Source organism: Caballeronia sp. LZ032 (assembly GCF_031451315.1).
Taxonomy (GTDB): Bacteria; Pseudomonadota; Gammaproteobacteria; order Burkholderiales; family Burkholderiaceae; genus Caballeronia.
Genome location: NZ_JARUXP010000003.1, coordinates 648,062 through 664,036, shown reverse-complemented (window position 1 = coordinate 664,036; position 15,975 = coordinate 648,062). Strand labels below are relative to the sequence as shown.

The window sequence follows — 15,975 nt, the reverse complement described above, 5'->3', positions numbered from 1 at the left end:
CGTCGAAGGTGAATGGAAGGACACACGAGCCCGTCCCGATGCACGGTCCCCGGTATATCGGGCTCGCGTCATGTGGGCGCGGATAACTCCTTCTCCATCCTGTCGCGCCGTGCTGCTTGTGCCTGGATTAATTGCCAGACATCGTCGGGCACGCTGTACCGGCTGGGTGGGAATTCTCCAAGCATTTGCCAATTTTGTGCATGCTCGGTCCAATCGTATGTCGTCCGCCACGTCGGCATGCCGTCGATCCTGTGAGCCTCGAGCTGGCCGTATGGCGTCGGCACCAGGTAGGTACCATCGCGCAACAGCAGCGCAACATGCCGTCGGCCAAGCCACTCCGCAATCCTCGGTGCTGATACGGCTCCCGTGTTCTGCACAAAATCTTCGATGCTGCCGCCCAAGGCATTGGAATCGATGCTGGGAACACGAGTGACAAACCCGTTGAACCCAGGCGGAAGCGCGGTGTCGGGATCGCGTTCGAATTCCCGCAGCGCGGCTGAGTCGCCAGCATTACTTTCGTGATATGTCAACGTGTTGGCAGCGGGTGGCGTCACCGGATGAAGTCCCGGGTCGGTCAAGGTCCATTTCGACAGACGTCCCAAGTCGGTCGCTGACACGTACGGCTGATAGCCGAACTTTCCGATCGACAGATACTTGCCGTCTTCGACGTGAATCAAATGACCGGTTTCGTAGCGGAACACGCCGTTCGTACCCGTCCCTTCGGGTGTCGGTCCGGTATAAACGTAGCCGTCGCTTCGAACCTCCAGTACGCGGTTCGTGTCGTTCGCGAGGTGGAAACGGCCGTCGTCGCTGAAACGGAACTGGCTTACGCTATCGGATCGGTTTGGCCCCGACCTGTAAACATAGTCGTCGTACACATTGCCCGAACCGTCGACGTAAAGCAGGATGCCAGAATGAGCGCTCGGCGGATCGCCAGCCCATAGTGTGGTCGGCCCGCGATAGTCGAGATGGCAGGATTGCCGCTCCTCCGCGATCCGGATCTTGCCCAGCGAGTGTGCGTAAAAATTGGCTTGAGTCAGATTCTGATCACCTTCTGGCTGCCATCCGACTGTCTCAAGACCCTGCTTGACAGGTCTGGCATAAGAACGCCACAGCGCCTCTCCCCAAGGCGGATCGCCGTTGGGGAAGCGCGCCAAATCCGGCCGGGCACCCGCTGTGCGGGTTGTATCGAAGATGTCCGAACGATAGTTCGGATTGGCGACGAAGCTCCCTGCCTCACCGTTGGACACCTGCCACCAGCCCCTGATCTGGCCGTAATCGATGCGGCCCATCGCGGCAACTTCCTGATTCTCCGGGTTGCGCGAGTATTCCCCAAGACTGCCGTTGACCGACACCATGTTCGGCGATGGCGCCACCGAATAGATATAACCGTTAGGCCCTTGCGCAGCAAGGCGCCGCCGGGCTGCAACGGAGCTCGCAAACGTGCTCAGATAGCCCGCACCATCGGTCGTGCGCGGGTTCGACGCCATGTCGAAATCATGCACGTCGAGACTGACATTCTGAAGCGATACTTCCTCGGATTCGAAGCCACCACGCGCCTTCAGAGAACCCGGCGTTTCACGCGATGGACGAAAGCGCTCGTAGGGCTTTGTCTCCATGGACAGATCGCTGCCGCGCTTGAATTCGTCATGATTCGGCAAGGTAGTCGGGCTGAACACCACACTCGGCGGCTGTGGGCGAGCCGCGAAGTCGGGCACCGGAGGCGAAGCGCCAATATAACGCTCGCGAATGCTCGACAGCGACTGATTGCCGATCCCACCGCTGGGACGTGACGAGACTAGCGCGTTGGACCTGGCGTGATCGTCAGGAACAGCGTAGTAGGTAACGCTGGCAGATCGGACGCCGCTCGAATCCTGGTATGCCTCGTGGAACGCGTCGCTCACGGCCCGCTCCATGTGAGCGTAGTCTCGATAAGTAAATACGCCGTGCTCAGGATCATAGATCTGGTAGCGATCGTTTCTGTAGTTCGAAGAGGGATTGAGGCGTTGCACGATCAAGGGCCGATGGCGGGCTGCGGGGTCGCCGCCCCCGCTCGCGGGTTCGCCCAATTCGAAATCGATGTATGCGAAGTCGTTGGGCAAGGGTAGCGACGCCTCACCGCTGGGATACCCACGCATGAACTGATTTGCCAGATCGACGGTCAGCGTGGCTCCACTATTGGCGTGACTCACGCCCCCATGACGGACGCGGTCGGGCACGTCTGGACTCGCGATGTAGCGGCTTTGGTCGCGCAACAGGTTGAGTTGTCCGAGTGTTCGCATGCCGCGCCCAACCCGGTGCAGATCGTCATTAAGTTGCACGGTCGAAGCAGCCAGATCTGAAGCGCGTCCCGTTGCAACATCACGCATCGCATGCGTACCGAGGGCATCCCAGTAGCTGCTGTACGAGATGCCCCGCAGCATCGGTGGTAACAGCGCGGCGCCTGTTAGACCATTCGCATCGTCCGCGTGCGCACCGTACAGAAACGGCTCGAGCGGGAGGTCTTGCTCAGCCTGCGGAAATGTAACGTTCTGCGAGGACAGGAAAGATCTGGGAGTCGATGCAGGGACCCGACGGTAGACAGTGATTGCGTCCGGATTCAGCTTGCCACCGACTTCCGAATACGCCGAATTAAAGTAGCGAGCAAGCGATTTTGACGCGGCTTCGCGCGTCTTGTAGTTGAAGACGCCGTTGTTCGGATCGAAAATCGAGTACTCACCGTTCGATTGCCTTTGTATAAGAATGGCGTGGCCACCAATCTCGGAATCGGCTTTTTTCTTCGAGTAGACTCCGAGCAGCACCAAGGCGTGATCGCCCGACTGCAAGTTGTCGATAGAACGGTAAAGCGCCTCCAGGCGTTGTTTGCGCTCCAGGTTCATTAATGCGAGATACTGCGTCGGTTCCCTGTCATAGTGACCAAGGATCGGTGGTCCATCCTGGCGCTGCTTCGCCTGATAGCTGTCCACTCGATCAAACATCTTTTCGGCCTCCGGTGAGTTCGATTGCGCGGCGTCACGCATCGATCGCACTGCCGTTTGCAGATCGAACTGGGAGTTCGAGGCTGCATCGATCCGGCGCATCGCCTCCGTGTCGAGTCCGAAGCAGGTTCCACGCCCCGTTACGCCGCGTGTGCGTAGATAGTCAAACTGATCGAATCGTTCATACGAACGCGCGCGCTCCCGCAAGGCGTCACCGCCCCGGTATTCGCGAAAGCGCTTCTCTTTGGGCTTATCGCGTTTCTCGATGACGTGGTCATCCGCCAGTTGCGCGTTTTGGCTATGGGCATCGCTTGGCGATGCGAACGTGGCAAAAAACCGGCGGCCTCCTGCAGCAGGTTGGCGGTCGGTGTGCGCACCATGATGGGCCGATCATTGAGGATGCCCGGTGATGGCTTGACAGCCTGCGCGGGTGTTCGATCCGCATTCGGGACAGGGAGAGGGAGCGATTGAAGCGAGCCGCCAAGAGCATCATGCCTGGTTTCGTCCGCATCACCCTTGTCGAGGCTCAATCGCCAAGCTGTGGCTTGCCCCACCTTTTGCTGAACTTGCTCATGCAGGACATTCCCGGTGGAATCGCCATGTCGGGCATCCGTTAAGAGCCCATTGGCGGACGAGACATCAGATCCGCTGGAGGAGATTGGCGACGCACTGAGGTCGTCCCCTTGGCCACAGGTGGCAGGCGCGTTACGCCCGTCAAGTTGGCCGGCGGGTTGATCTCCCGCTACCGGACACGCTGGCAAATCAGCTTGGTCCGGCTGTGGACTCGGCTCAGTGCAGACTTGCTGGTTCGACCAGGCGTCTGATGCTTCGTTAGGCTGAAAACTCTGACTCGTGCTGGGAACCTTCATGTAGTCCTCGCAATGACGATCGACAAAACGGATCGGTACGGTACGTACCAAAAGCCTGTTGATTGATCATAGTGAGGTCGCCCGCTCGGACGGTGGCGATCAAGTACCACACATAGCACTGTCGCTTATAGCCATGCACGGCCGCCGGATGCGATTCATGCTGATACGCGTGCCGCGCCCTTCAAACCAAGGCTTTGGTCTTAGCTAATGCGCGCTGCCGTCAGGACTTATTTCGTGGGGCGAGATTGAAGTCCGAGCGCCGTGCGACCCTCGCGCGGGGCCATGCGCGCCAGGAAGACGATGACCGCGGCCACCACAGACATGATCGCCAGGCCCGTGAGACCGCCCTGGATCGAGCCGGTCTTCTGTTCGAGGAAGCCGAAGGCTGCGGGCGCCACGAAGCCGCCGAGATTGCCGATCGAGTTGATCAGCGCGAGCACTGGCGCCGCGATGCGCGCATCCAGATAGCCTTGCGGAATGGGCCAGAACAACGACGATGCCGCCTTGAAGCCGATGGCCGCGAAACAGATGGCGACGAACGAGAACGCCGGGCTGCCCAGACCGGCGGCATACATGCCTGCCGCCGCGATCAACAGCACGCACGCCACCCATGCCTGCTGGAACTTGAAGCGTCCAGCAAGAGCGGCGAACAGATACATCGCGACGATCGAGATCAGCCAGGGAATCGAATTGAAGAGCCCGACCTGGAAGTCGTTCAGATGCCCCATCTTGCGGATGATGCTCGGCAACCAGAAGGTTGCGCCGTAGATGGTCAGCGACACGGAGAAATAGATCAGGCAGAAGATCAGGATCTGCGGATCCCGCAACAGGCTCCACGACGAGGGCTTCACGGTATGCGCGGCATCGCGCTGACGCTGTTCCGCTTCCACCTCCGCGATGAGCGCATCCTGTTCCTCCCGCGTGAGCCACTTCGCGTCGCGCGGCTTCGAGTCCAGCCAGAACCACACGAAGCCCGCGAGCACCACGGAGGCCATGCCTTCGATGATGAACATCCACTGCCAGCCATGCAGGCCCGCGCCTTCGATCAGCATCAGGCCGCCGGAAATCGGCCCGGAGAACACTGATGCAAGCGCCGAGCCGCTCAGGAAGACCGCCATGGCCCGGCCGCGTTGATCGCGCGGCAGCCATTGCGTGAAGTAGAAAACCACGCCCGGGAAGAAGCCCGCTTCGGCCGCGCCGAGCAGCAGACGCATGGCATAGAACGATGTTTCGCCCTTCACGAAGGCCATGCCGACCGCAGCCAGCCCCCACGTGACCATGATGCGCGTGAGCCATGCCTTCGCGCCGAAGCGTTGCAGCAGCATGTTCGACGGCACTTCGAATACGGCATAACTGACGAAGAACAGACCCGCGCCGAGCCCATAGGCCGCAGCGCCGATGCCCAGGTCCGCGCTCAGATGCTGACGCACGAAACCGATGTTCACCCGGTCGATGTAATTGACGATGAACATCACGACGAACAGCGGCAGCACGTGCCACTTGATCTTGCGGACGGCGCTCGACAGCGCGCTGGAAGTGCTCATGAAGATGTCTCCTGGAGTAGCGCTGCGAACGCCTTTTTATTCGAATCAGAAGCGCGGATTCTTGCCGGTGAATTCCGGCTGATATTTGCGCATCTGTGAGAGGTCGTCGCGATTGCGCACGCCGCATGACAAATATTGCTCATGCAATTCGCCGAGCTTCTGCCGATCCAGCTCGACGCCGAGACCCGGAGTGACGGGCACGCGCACCGCGCCGTTGTCGAACTTCACGCGGCCGCCCTTGATGACTTCTTCTTCCTGCCACGGGTAGTGCGTGTCGCACGCGTAGGTCAGGTTCGGCACGCTCGCCGCCACGTGGGTCATCGCCATCAGACTGATGCCGAGGTGCGAGTTGGAATGCATCGACATGCCGAAGCCCCACAGCCTGCACATGCGCGCAAGCGTCTGCGTGGCCCGCAGTCCGCCCCAGTAGTGGTGATCCGAGAGCAGCACCTTGATCGAACCCATCTCGCAACCTTTGCGGAAGTCGTCCATGGTCGTGATGACCATGTTGGTCGCAAGCGGCAGCTTCGTATGCTTTTGCAGTTCGGCCATGCCGTCGAGGCCAGGGCACGGGTCTTCGTAATACTCAAGGATTTCGTCGAGCTGGGGCGCGGCCTTGATGCTCGTCTCCAGCGTCCAGTTCGCGTTCGGATCGAGACGCAGCGGCATGCCGGGGAACGCCTCGGCAAGCGCCTGCATGCAGGCGATTTCATGCGCGGGCTCGAACACGCCGCCTTTCAGCTTGATGCTCTGGAAGCCGTACAGGTCAATCATGCGGCGTGCCTGCGCGACGATCTGCTCCGGGCTGATGCCCTCGCCCCATGCATCCGGCGCGTAGGGCTTGTCGATGTGTTCCGCGTACTTGAAGAACAGATACGCGCTGTAGGGCACGGCGTCGCGCACCTTGCCGCCCAGGAGATCCACCACCGGCGCGCCGACGATCTGCCCCTGCAGGTCGAGCATCGCCACTTCCAGCGTGCTGATGACCTTCGGCGCATTCTTCGCGGCATGCGAGCCCGGTGCGAGTTCGAACTCCACGGCGCCCGGCGTGGCCGTGATGGTCGCGCGCACGCGCTCTTCCATCTGGTTCAGTTCGAACGGCGAGAGGCCGATGACGAGATCCTTCGCCTGGTGCAGCACCCGCAGCATGGGTTCGTCGCCATAGGTTTCGGAGATGCCGACTCGTCCGTCATTTGTTTCCAGTTCGACGATCGCGCGCAGTGCCCACGGCTCGTGGATGCCCGCGGCATTGAGGAGCGGGCCGTCGCGAAAGGCAATCGGCGTGATGCGCACGTGAGTAATGGCGATCTGTCGAGTCATGGCGATATTTCCTGCGAATGGACGGAAGCGAGAATGAAGCCATGGTAAAGCACTAATACATTAGTGTGTCAGTAGGGAAATCACCGAGCGTTCCGGAGGTCTCGCGCCGCTCGGCAGGGCCGCAAAGGCAGGCTATAGTACTAATGTTTCAGTACGCTTCATCATTCATATGAGTAATATCGATGCTCCGCGCGCGACCCATCGCCTGGACCGATCGCGCCACGCGGCGCCGCAGGTATTCGAACGCCTGCGGGAGCTGATCCTGTCGCTCGAACTGGCGCCCGGCACGGTGCTGTCACGCAGCGAACTGGCGACGCGCTACGGCCTGAGCCAGACGCCTGTGCGCGACGCGCTCATCAAGCTGGGTGAAGAGGGTCTCGTCGACATCTTTCCGCAGCACGCTACCGTCGTGAGCCAGATCAGCGTCGCATCGGCGTTGCAGGCGCACTTTCTGCGCCGCTCGATCGAACTCGAAATCGTGCGCACGCTCGCGCAAGCGCACAAGGCGTCACTGGTCGCGCGGCTGCGCGCGACGATCGCGGAACAAATGGATTATCTGGAACCGCAGGACGTCGAGCAGTTCGCATTGCTGGATCATGCGTTTCACCGGCAGATGTATGAAGCCGCGGGCGTGCCGCAGCTCTGGGACCTGGTGCGCCGGCTGAGCGGACACATAGACCGCTTGCGGCGCCTGCATCTGCCCGTGGAAGGCAAGACGCTGGCCGTGGTGCGCGACCACACCGCCATCGTCGACGCCATCGAGCAGGGCAATGCCGATGCCGCCGATGCCGCCCTGCGCGCGCATCTGTCCGGCACGCTCAGCCAGCTCGACGAAATCCGCGCGAGCCATCCCGACTATCTGACGGACCATTGACGCATGCAAATCCTCGTCGATGCTGACGCCTGCCCGAGCGTGGTCAAGGACATCCTGTTCCGTGCGGGGCCGCGCGTGAAAGTCGCCGTCACGCTGGTGGCCAACCAGTTCCTGCGCACGCCGCCCTCGCCGTTCATCCGGGCGGTTCAGGTGCCCGCGGGTTTCGATGTCGCGGACGCGCGCATCGTCGAGATGGCGCAGGCGGGGGACCTCATCATCACGGCCGACATTCCGCTCGCCGCAGCCGTGCTCGCCAAGGCAGCGCACGCGCTGGACCCGCGCGGCGAATGGTTCAGTGAAGAGAATATCGAGGAGCGTCTTTCGATCCGCTCGATGATGGACCAGTTGCGCAGCAGCGGCGTCGCTACCGGCGGACCGCCGCCTTATAGTCCGCGCGACGGCAAGCAGTTCGCCGCGCAGCTCGACCGGTTCCTTGCCCGGCACGCGCGCGGCTGAAGCGGATCACTGCGCGACCTTGGCCTGCTCGGACGGCCAGCCCTGCATCATCGCGCCGATCTCATCGTCGAGCCATTGCCGGAACTGCATGTACTCCGGCCGCGCCCGCGCATTGCGATGTGTGCTCAGGTAATGATGACGGTCATGAAACACGAGCGCATCGTCGACGGGCCGCACGAGTTTCTTTTGCTCCACCTGGCGATGCACGAGATGATGCCAGCCGAGCAGCGTGCCCTCGCCCGCCTCGGCCTGCGCCACCAGCAAGCGGTAGTCGTTGCTCTCGAAGTTGTCGTTCTGATCGAGGCGCTCCGAGCCGTCGCCTTGCTGGAACCAGTTCTTCCATACGCGCCAGTCGACGTGCTCGCACACCTGCGCCCGCCCCAGCAGCGAAAGACTCAGAGTGGGATGCTGGAGCAGATCGAGCGGCTTGAGCGTGCGGCCATGGAAGTGGCGTTCATGAAACGGAACGCTGCATACCGGATAAACGATGTCGTGAAACAGCGGCTCCACTTCGTACTCCGCCTCGCGCGGCGGATTTTTCGTGATGATGACGTCCGGTTCCATGAGATCGTCCAGTTCCATGAACTGGTCGGTGACCATCACGTGCAGGCAGATTTCCGGAAAGCGGCGACGGAATGCAGGCAATCTGCCCGACACCCACAGCGCCGAAAAAGTATGCGAGATGCACAGTGTGAGCGCGTGACGATCCACGCGCCGCACCGCCTGCGCCGCCTCCGCGATATTCATGATCGACAGATAAGACGCGTTGTACAGGATGCGCCCCGCATCCGTCAGCGCGATATGACGGCCGGCGCGCTCGAACAGCGCAACTTCAAGCGTGTCCTCGAGCTCCTTGATTTGCCGGCTGACAGCCGCCTGCGTCACGCACAGTACTTCCGCGGCTTGCGTGAAGCTTTCATAGCGCGCTGCGGTGACGAAGCACCGAAGCGCGCGCAACGAGGGCATCTGTGCGAGCAGCCGGTCGGCGAACTGCTGTTTCTTCTGCATCGGGATCACCTTCGAAGGGCTTGCGGGCACCTGCAGGCGCCCGGCACGCGGCGCCGCTGATGAGTCATTTTATTGATTTCATTGCCTGTCTTGATGGTGATGGCGACCCGCAGCCGGTCCGTTAGCGTCCGTCAACGTCCCTGCACGCGTTTCAGGATCCGTTCGAGCGCTTCGATGTAATGCTGATAGGTGCCCCGCTGCGCAAGCTCGTTGGTCACTTGTTCATTGAGTCCGCCCGGCGTACACATTTCGCCGATCAACTCCGAGTACGGCCGGGCGTCCTTGGTGGTTTCATGCGCGAGGCCCACCTGGAACCCCGACAGGAACGAGCGCGCCGACGCATACGGCAGACCTTGCGCGACGAGCCACGAGGCTTGCTCTTCCAGCAACGCAAAGTAGCTCGCCATGGTCGCGGTGGCGGCGGACAATGCATCGAACTGATGTTCGTCTTCGACTTCCACGGCCGCTCCGAGCGGCGCGAACAGCGTGCGCGCGACCGCATCCGGCGGACACAGCGCGGTGCTGCCCTTGCCTTCCGACACCGCCGGCAGCGGGATGGCGCGAATCACCGCCGCCACGTCACCCAGCCATTCGCGCATCTGCGCAAGCGACTTGCCGGCAATGAAGCTGATGACATGATGGCGCGGCTCGAACTTCAGCGCGGGCAGGACATCGGCGGCGATCTGCGGCCTCACCGCGAGACAGATCACGTCCGAGGAATCGAGCACCGCCTGATTGCTGGCGCATACCTCGACACGTGAATCCAGTTTCGCAAGCTCTGCCGCCGTGTCCGCATTCCGCGGCGACAGCGCGATACGCTCGAAGGGAACCTCGAACCTGATCATCCCGGTCACGACCGCCCGCGTGATCGCGCCGGTGCCGACGAATCCAATCCGCATACTTCCTCGTCTGTAGTCAGTCGAGCTTAAGCCACGTGGTCTTCAGCTCGCAGTATTGATCGTGCGCGTAAATCGACTTGTCGCGTCCCCCGAAGCCCGACTGCCCGAAGCCGCCGAACGGCGTCGTCAGGTCGCCTTCGCCGAAGCAGTTGACGGTCACGGTGCCTGCACGAATGCGCGCCGCCACCTTGTGAGCGTGATTGACATTGTCGGTCCACAGCGATGCCGCGAGCCCATAGCACGTATCGTTGGCGATGCGCACGGCCTCGTCGACGTCAGCATATTCGATAAAGCACACCACCGGGCCAAAGACCTCGTCGCGGGCGATGCTCATCTCCGGCGTGACCTGATCGATGATGGTCGGCTCGACGAACCAGCCGCCGGACTCCGCAAGCGTCGCCTGCCCGCCGCACACCACGCGCGCGCCCTCGGCCCGCGCCTTCTCGATGTGGCCCAGCACCTTGCGGTAATGCGCTTCCTCGATGAGCGAGCCGAGCTTCACATCGGGATCGAGCGGGTCGCCGGTCTTCCAGCCTTCCAGCACGGCCTGCATCTTCTGCAGCAAGGCCTCCTTGTGACTGGCATGCACGATGATGCGCGACCCGGCGCTGCAGTTCTCGCCCATGTTCCAGAACGCGGCGGCGACGGCCTGTTCCGCGACTGCATCGAGATTGGCGACGTCCGGCAGCACCACCTGCGGATTCTTGCCGCCGCATTCGAGCACGACGCGCTTCAGGTTGGTATCGGCGGAATAGCGCAGGAAACGCTTGCCCGTTTCGGTCGAACCGGTGAAGGCCACGAGGTCGATGTCGGCATGACAGCCGATTGCCTGCCCGGCGCTCTCACCCAGCCCCGTGACCACGCTCAGCACGCCCGACGGGACGCCCGCCTCGAGCGCGAGGTCGGCGATGCGCAAGGTAGACAGGGACGTCTGCTCGGCTGGCTTCACGATCACGCTGTTGCCCACCGAGAGCGCCGGCCCGACCTTCCAGGCCAGCATCAGCGCGGGAAAATTCCATGGCAACACCGCGCCGACGACACCGATCGGCTCGCGCGTGATCATGCTCACGACGCTCGCGCCCGACGGCGACAACGCGTCATAACGCTTGTCCGTGGCTTCAGCATGCCAGCGGATGCACGCCGCCGACTCGGGGATGTCGAGCCCCATGCACTCGCTGATCGGCTTGCCGGCTTCGAGCGCTTCGAGCAGCGCGAGCTCTTCGGCGTTGTCGTCGATGAGTTGCGCCAGACGCTGCAGCACCGCCTTGCGATGCGATGGCGCGGCCTTCGACCAGATGCCCGATTCGAAGGCCTCTCGCGCTGCTGCAACCGCGCGGTCCACGTCCTTCGCATCGCACTTGGCAATCGCGGCAAGCGCCTTGCCCGTCGAAGGATTGAGCGTATCGAAGGTTTCGTTCGACGCCGCGTTGCAGCGTGCCCCGGCAATCAGCGCGCGGCCATCGAGCGCCAGACCTTGTGCCTTGCTTGTCCATTCCTGGTGCGTCGTCATGTGTCTATCCTCACAGATTCAAAGCTCGGCGCCCGCCGAGAATTCCTTCATCCAGATCGCGGCGGTCACCGCGACATCGGCAATCGGCCGCATCGGCAACGAACGCGGATGCGGTTGTCGCAGCAGTTGACCGATCAACGCATGGGATTCGCCGAGCGCGTATTCGGCGATCAGCTTGCCCGATGCCGAACCGCGGCTCAACCCGAGACCATTGCAGCCGACCGCTTCGAACACGCCTTGCTCGCGCTGGCCGAACAACGCGCCATTGTTCGCCGACAGGCACAGCGCCCCGCCCCACGTGTATTGCAGCTCAACGCCCTTCAACATCGGAAAGCGCCGTTCGAACGAACGTTGATGCAGTTGTCGCGACTTCGCGAGATCGCCGTCCGAGACGGACAGGTTCGGCCGGAACGCAAAGTGGTTGCGTATGCAGATGCGGTGATTGGCGAGCCGGCGCACGGTGGTGCCCATCGGGTCGGCGGGAATCAGCGCCCACGACTGCATGCCGCCCAGCCGCGCGATCTCGTCGGGATTCATCGGCCGCGACATCGACGCGAACGTGTAGACCGGCAGCAGGCCGTTCGGATGGCCGCCGAAGGTCGCTGCATAGGCGTTGGTGCAGAGTACGACGCGCGCGGTCGTGATGCTGCCGCCGGCGAACTTCAGCAGCGTCGTTGCGCCGCGCGTGTCCATGCCCTTCACCGCGCTCAGCTCGAACACCGTCACGTTCGCGGGTTGCGTCGCAGCGAGACCGCGCATCAGCGCGGCCGGCTGAACCGTACTGCATCCCGGCGTGAACAGCGCGCTCTCGTAAAACGGCGTGCCCGTCACTTTCTCGATCGCGTTTTGATCGAGCCATTCGCACGCTTCGCCGATGCGTGCAAGACCTTCCGCGAAATGCGTGAGGGCCGCATGTCCCTTCTTGTTGACCGACGCGTGATACTTGCCGTCGTCGCGCCAGTCGCAATCGATGCCGTGCTGCTTCACGATCGAACGCACATAGTCGATACCGTGCCGTTGCAGACGGACATCGGCCTTGTCGGCCTCTACGCTGCGCGAATAACTCTCGCTGCTGATGTCGTGCGGCAGATCCACAAAGAAGCCCGAATTGCGGCCCGCCGTCGAGCGGCCGATACGATCGGCCTCGACGAGCGCGACGGATGCGTCCGGCGCGAGCTCGGCCAGCCGCCGCGCCGCACACAGCCCGGTAATGCCGCCGCCCACCACGACGTAGTCGAAAGCGTGTTCACCCGTCACGGTCCTCGCGGGCGCGGCGGGCGGCAGGCTTTCCCACCAGCCGTTGACGCCATCCGGGGCAGGCAGATGCGCGAACTCCAGTTTCGAGGCCATGCAGGTTCACTGAGCGTTGCGCAGCAAAGGTTGAACGAGCTTCGCGAAAGCGTTGCGCTCTTCGTCGTCGAGGGTGCCGAGCGGCGCGCGCGCATGACCCACACGCGTGCCCGCAAGCTCGCAGCCATAACGCACATACTGAATGAACTTGCCGCTGCGTTCGAGCAGTTCGAGCACGGGCAGCAACTGCCTCATGAGCTTGCGGCCTGCGTTGAAATCGCCTTGTTTCACGCAGGTTTCGAGCAGTTCCGTATGCGCTTCGGGCAGGAAGTTCGATGCGCCCGCCACCCAGCTCCGCACGCCCCACGCGAAGAACTCGAGCGCCTGGTCGTCCATGCCGCAACTGAGGACGAAGCGCTCGGGCAGTTGCGTCGCGAGATGATGGAGATGCGCGACATCGCCCGTGCTCTCCTTCATCGCGGCGAAGTTGGGACGCTCGAGCAGCTTCATGAGCACTTCATCGCCGATCGCGGTGCCGGTGCGTGCCGGGAAGTTATAGAGCATGACCGGAAGGTCGAGCGCATCGTCGATCTTCAGCAGATGCGTCAGCAATTCGTCCTGCGTCGGCTGCACGTAGTAAGGCGCAGCCACCAGCAGCGCGTCATAGCCCGCGCGCTTCGCCTCGCGACCGAGGCGCAGCACTTCAGTTGTGGTGGTTGCATTGATGCCCGCCGTGAGCCAGGTCTTGCCGCCCACCGCCTGCGCCACGGTATCGAATGTCTTCACGCGCTCGTCGAAGCTCAGCGCATAGTATTCGCCCGTGGTGCCGCCCACACCAAGTCCGGTCACGCGGCCGGCAAGATTCGCCGCATGCTTGCCGAGCATGTCGTGATCGATTTCGCCGTCGACCTTGAACGGGGTGACCAGCGGGGTATGTACGCCTTCGAAGCTCATGATCGTCTCTCTGAAATAGGATCGTGCGTCGTCGTTTGCGATGCGTCAGACCAGCGCTTCCGCACGCGTGTAAATCGGGAACCGCGCGCACAGTTCGCGCACCCGCGCGCGCACTGAACGCTCCACCTGCTCGTCGCCGCCGCGATCGCGCACGAGCGCCGCGATGACTTGCAGGATCATGTCTCCAACCTCTTCGAACTCCGCGACGCCCAGGCCTCGCGTGGTGCCGGCCGGCGTCCCGAGGCGAATGCCGGAGGTGACGGTCGGGTTCTCGATATCGAACGGAATGCCGTTCTTGTTGCAGGTGACGCCGGCGCGCTCCAGCGCCTTCTCGGCCTGCGTGCCGGTGATGCCCTTGCTGCGCACATCCACGAGCAGAGAGGGTTGTCGGTGCCGCCCGTGACGAGACGCAGGCCGCCTGCTTGCAGCACCTTGCCGAGCGCCTTTGCATTGCGCAGCATCCGCTCGATGTAAGCGCCGAATTCGGGCCGCAGCGCCTCGCCGAAGGCCACCGCCTTGCCCGCGATCACATGCATCAGCGAACCGCCCTGCGCGCCCGGAAACACGGCTGTATCGATCTTCTTCGCGAGGTCGGCGTGGTTGGTCAGGATGAAGCCGCCGCGCGGGCCGCGCAGTGTCTTGTGGGTCGTCGACGTGACCACGTCGGCGAACGGCAACGGGTTCTCATGCTTGCCCGCCGCGACGATGCCCGCGAACTGCGCCATACCCACCATCAGCATCGCGCCGACGCGATCCGCTATGTCGCGGAACGCGGCAAAGTCCAGCGCACGCGGATAAGCAGAAGAGCCAGCGATGATCAGCTTCGGCCGATGTGTCTCGGCAAGACGCCGGACCGCGTCGTAATCGATGCGGAGCGTCTCCGGGCTCACGCCATACTGCACGGCGTTGAACCACTTGCCCGAGAGCGCGGGACGCGCGCCGTGCGTAAGATGGCCGCCCGCATCGGGCGACATGCCCATCACGGTGTCGCCCGGCGTCAGCAGCGCGAGGAGCACCGCAGTGTTCGCCTGCGCGCCGGAATGCGGTTGCACGTTGGCGAAGCCGGCATCGAACAGCGCCTTGACGCGATCGATGGCCAGCGCCTCGATCCGGTCCACGTGCTCGCAGCCGCCGTGATGGCGCTCGCCCGGATAGCCTTCCGCAATCTTGTTCGTCAGCACCGTGCCCTGCGCCTCGAGCACGGCGGACGACACGATGTTCTCCGATGCGATCAACTCGATCTGGCTCTGCTGGCGCCGCAGTTCGAGCGCGATCTCCGCAGCGATGACGGGATCGTGGCTCTGCAGGCTCTCGCCAAAGAAGCGCGCATGTGCGTTCACAGGAAGACTCCGCGTGGATCGTGCAGCGAATGGCAGGGCGTTGGCGTTACTGCGCCAGCCATGCCTTCAGTTTGTCGGGGTGCGCATCGACGAACTTCTTTGCGGCCGTCGCATAGTCGTTGGTGCTGTTGCCCTCGAACTCGATCGCTTCCACATCCGCGAGATTGAGCTTCAGATGCTTGAAGAAGACATCGGCGCGCGGGAACTTGCCTGCGAACTGCTTGGACGCGAATGCATGCACCTGTTCTTCGCCGCCGAGCGTGCCCTTCGGATCCTTCAGATAGCGCATCTGCCATTTCTGGAACAGCCAGTGCGGGCTCCACACGGTTGCGACGATCCATTGCTTCGACTGATAGGCACGCTGGATGGACGCGAGCATGCCCGCCTCGCTTGCGGATTGCAGGTGATAGCCAGAGAGGTCGTAGGCCTTGATGGTCTTCTCCGATGCCTGCATCAGTCCGCCGCCCGGTTCGATGCCCTGGATCACGCCGTTGAGCTGCTTCTGCACGTCGGGCTTCTTCAGGTCCTCGATGGACGACAGCTGCGACTCGGGCACATACGCCGGGACGGCCCAGCCGTTCTTGCCGCCCGTATAAATGATGCCGACGTCATCAAGATCGTTCTTGTAGCGCGCCACATACTGACCGTGCGTGACCGGCAGCCAGCCGCCCACCATGATGTCCAGGTCGCCGCGCGCGACGCCCTGATACTGGATGCCGATGTCCGCCTGCACGAATTGCACCGGCTGCTTCAGTTGCGTCTCGAGCACGTACTTCGCGACATTGGCGACGGCCAGCACGTCGGCCCAGTTGGTGACGGCGATCTTGAGAGGCTCGGCCGACATGGCCGGAGCGGACGCCACGCCGAAGGCGACGACAGCGGGCATCACCACCTTTGCGAGCACCGCCTTGATGGACAGGTTCTTCATTTCGA

General features: G+C 62.7%; 12 protein-coding genes and 1 pseudogene. 2 read left to right on the top strand and 11 right to left on the bottom strand.

Annotated elements, in window-relative coordinates; translation table 11 throughout:
- Positions 1-68 precede the first annotated feature (68 nt).
- From QCE69_RS24505 to QCE69_RS24490, 4 genes are all read right to left on the bottom strand, one after another.
- On the bottom strand, positions 69-3,080 hold the full coding sequence (locus QCE69_RS24505) for an enterotoxin A family protein (protein WP_309933449.1): 3,012 nt from the start codon (positions 3,078-3,080) through the stop codon (positions 69-71).
- Between the two features lie 38 nt (positions 3,081-3,118).
- On the bottom strand, positions 3,119-3,508 hold the full coding sequence (locus QCE69_RS24500) for a hypothetical protein (protein WP_309923894.1): 390 nt from the start codon (positions 3,506-3,508) through the stop codon (positions 3,119-3,121).
- A 566-nt stretch (positions 3,509-4,074) separates the two neighbouring features.
- Entirely contained in the window at positions 4,075-5,391 is a 1,317-nt protein-coding gene (locus QCE69_RS24495; protein WP_309923892.1) for an MFS transporter, read from the bottom strand.
- 45 nt (positions 5,392-5,436) lie between these two features.
- Positions 5,437-6,711 (bottom strand): glucarate dehydratase family protein, encoded by a 1,275-nt coding sequence (locus QCE69_RS24490; RefSeq protein ID WP_309923890.1) that lies wholly within the window; start codon positions 6,709-6,711, stop codon positions 5,437-5,439.
- Between the two features lie 169 nt (positions 6,712-6,880).
- On the opposite strand from QCE69_RS24490, the gene QCE69_RS24485 reads away from it, so the two are divergent.
- Positions 6,881-7,585, top strand: a complete 705-nt coding sequence (locus QCE69_RS24485) for a GntR family transcriptional regulator (RefSeq protein WP_309923887.1) — start codon at positions 6,881-6,883, stop codon at positions 7,583-7,585.
- 3 nt (positions 7,586-7,588) lie between these two features.
- On the top strand, positions 7,589-8,041 hold the full coding sequence (locus tag QCE69_RS24480) for a YaiI/YqxD family protein (protein WP_309923885.1): 453 nt from the start codon (positions 7,589-7,591) through the stop codon (positions 8,039-8,041).
- A 6-nt stretch (positions 8,042-8,047) separates the two neighbouring features.
- Here the strand turns inward: QCE69_RS24480 and QCE69_RS24475 are convergent, their stop codons facing one another.
- The 7 genes and pseudogenes from QCE69_RS24475 to QCE69_RS24445 form a co-directional block, all read right to left on the bottom strand.
- Positions 8,048-9,049: a LysR substrate-binding domain-containing protein gene (locus QCE69_RS24475; protein WP_309933448.1), complete on the bottom strand. Its 1,002-nt coding sequence runs from the start codon at positions 9,047-9,049 to the stop codon at positions 8,048-8,050.
- A 131-nt stretch (positions 9,050-9,180) separates the two neighbouring features.
- Complete coding sequence (locus QCE69_RS24470) at positions 9,181-9,948, bottom strand: pyrroline-5-carboxylate reductase (protein ID WP_309933446.1); 768 nt, start codon at positions 9,946-9,948, stop codon at positions 9,181-9,183.
- Positions 9,949-9,964: 16 nt separating this feature from the next.
- The gene (locus QCE69_RS24465) at positions 9,965-11,458 is read right to left on the bottom strand and encodes an aldehyde dehydrogenase (protein ID WP_309933445.1); all 1,494 of its coding nucleotides are present in this window, start codon (positions 11,456-11,458) and stop codon (positions 9,965-9,967) included.
- Positions 11,459-11,476: 18 nt separating this feature from the next.
- On the bottom strand, positions 11,477-12,808 hold the full coding sequence (locus QCE69_RS24460; RefSeq protein WP_309933443.1) for an FAD-binding oxidoreductase: 1,332 nt from the start codon (positions 12,806-12,808) through the stop codon (positions 11,477-11,479).
- 6 nt (positions 12,809-12,814) lie between these two features.
- Positions 12,815-13,702, bottom strand: a complete 888-nt coding sequence (locus tag QCE69_RS24455; RefSeq protein WP_309923874.1) for a dihydrodipicolinate synthase family protein — start codon at positions 13,700-13,702, stop codon at positions 12,815-12,817.
- A gap of 45 nt (positions 13,703-13,747) precedes the next feature.
- Positions 13,748-15,042: pseudogene (glyA, locus tag QCE69_RS24450) on the bottom strand (serine hydroxymethyltransferase).
- 46 nt (positions 15,043-15,088) lie between these two features.
- The gene (locus tag QCE69_RS24445; protein WP_309933441.1) at positions 15,089-15,970 is read right to left on the bottom strand and encodes a glycine betaine ABC transporter substrate-binding protein; all 882 of its coding nucleotides are present in this window, start codon (positions 15,968-15,970) and stop codon (positions 15,089-15,091) included.
- Between the last annotated feature and the right edge of the window lie 5 nt (positions 15,971-15,975).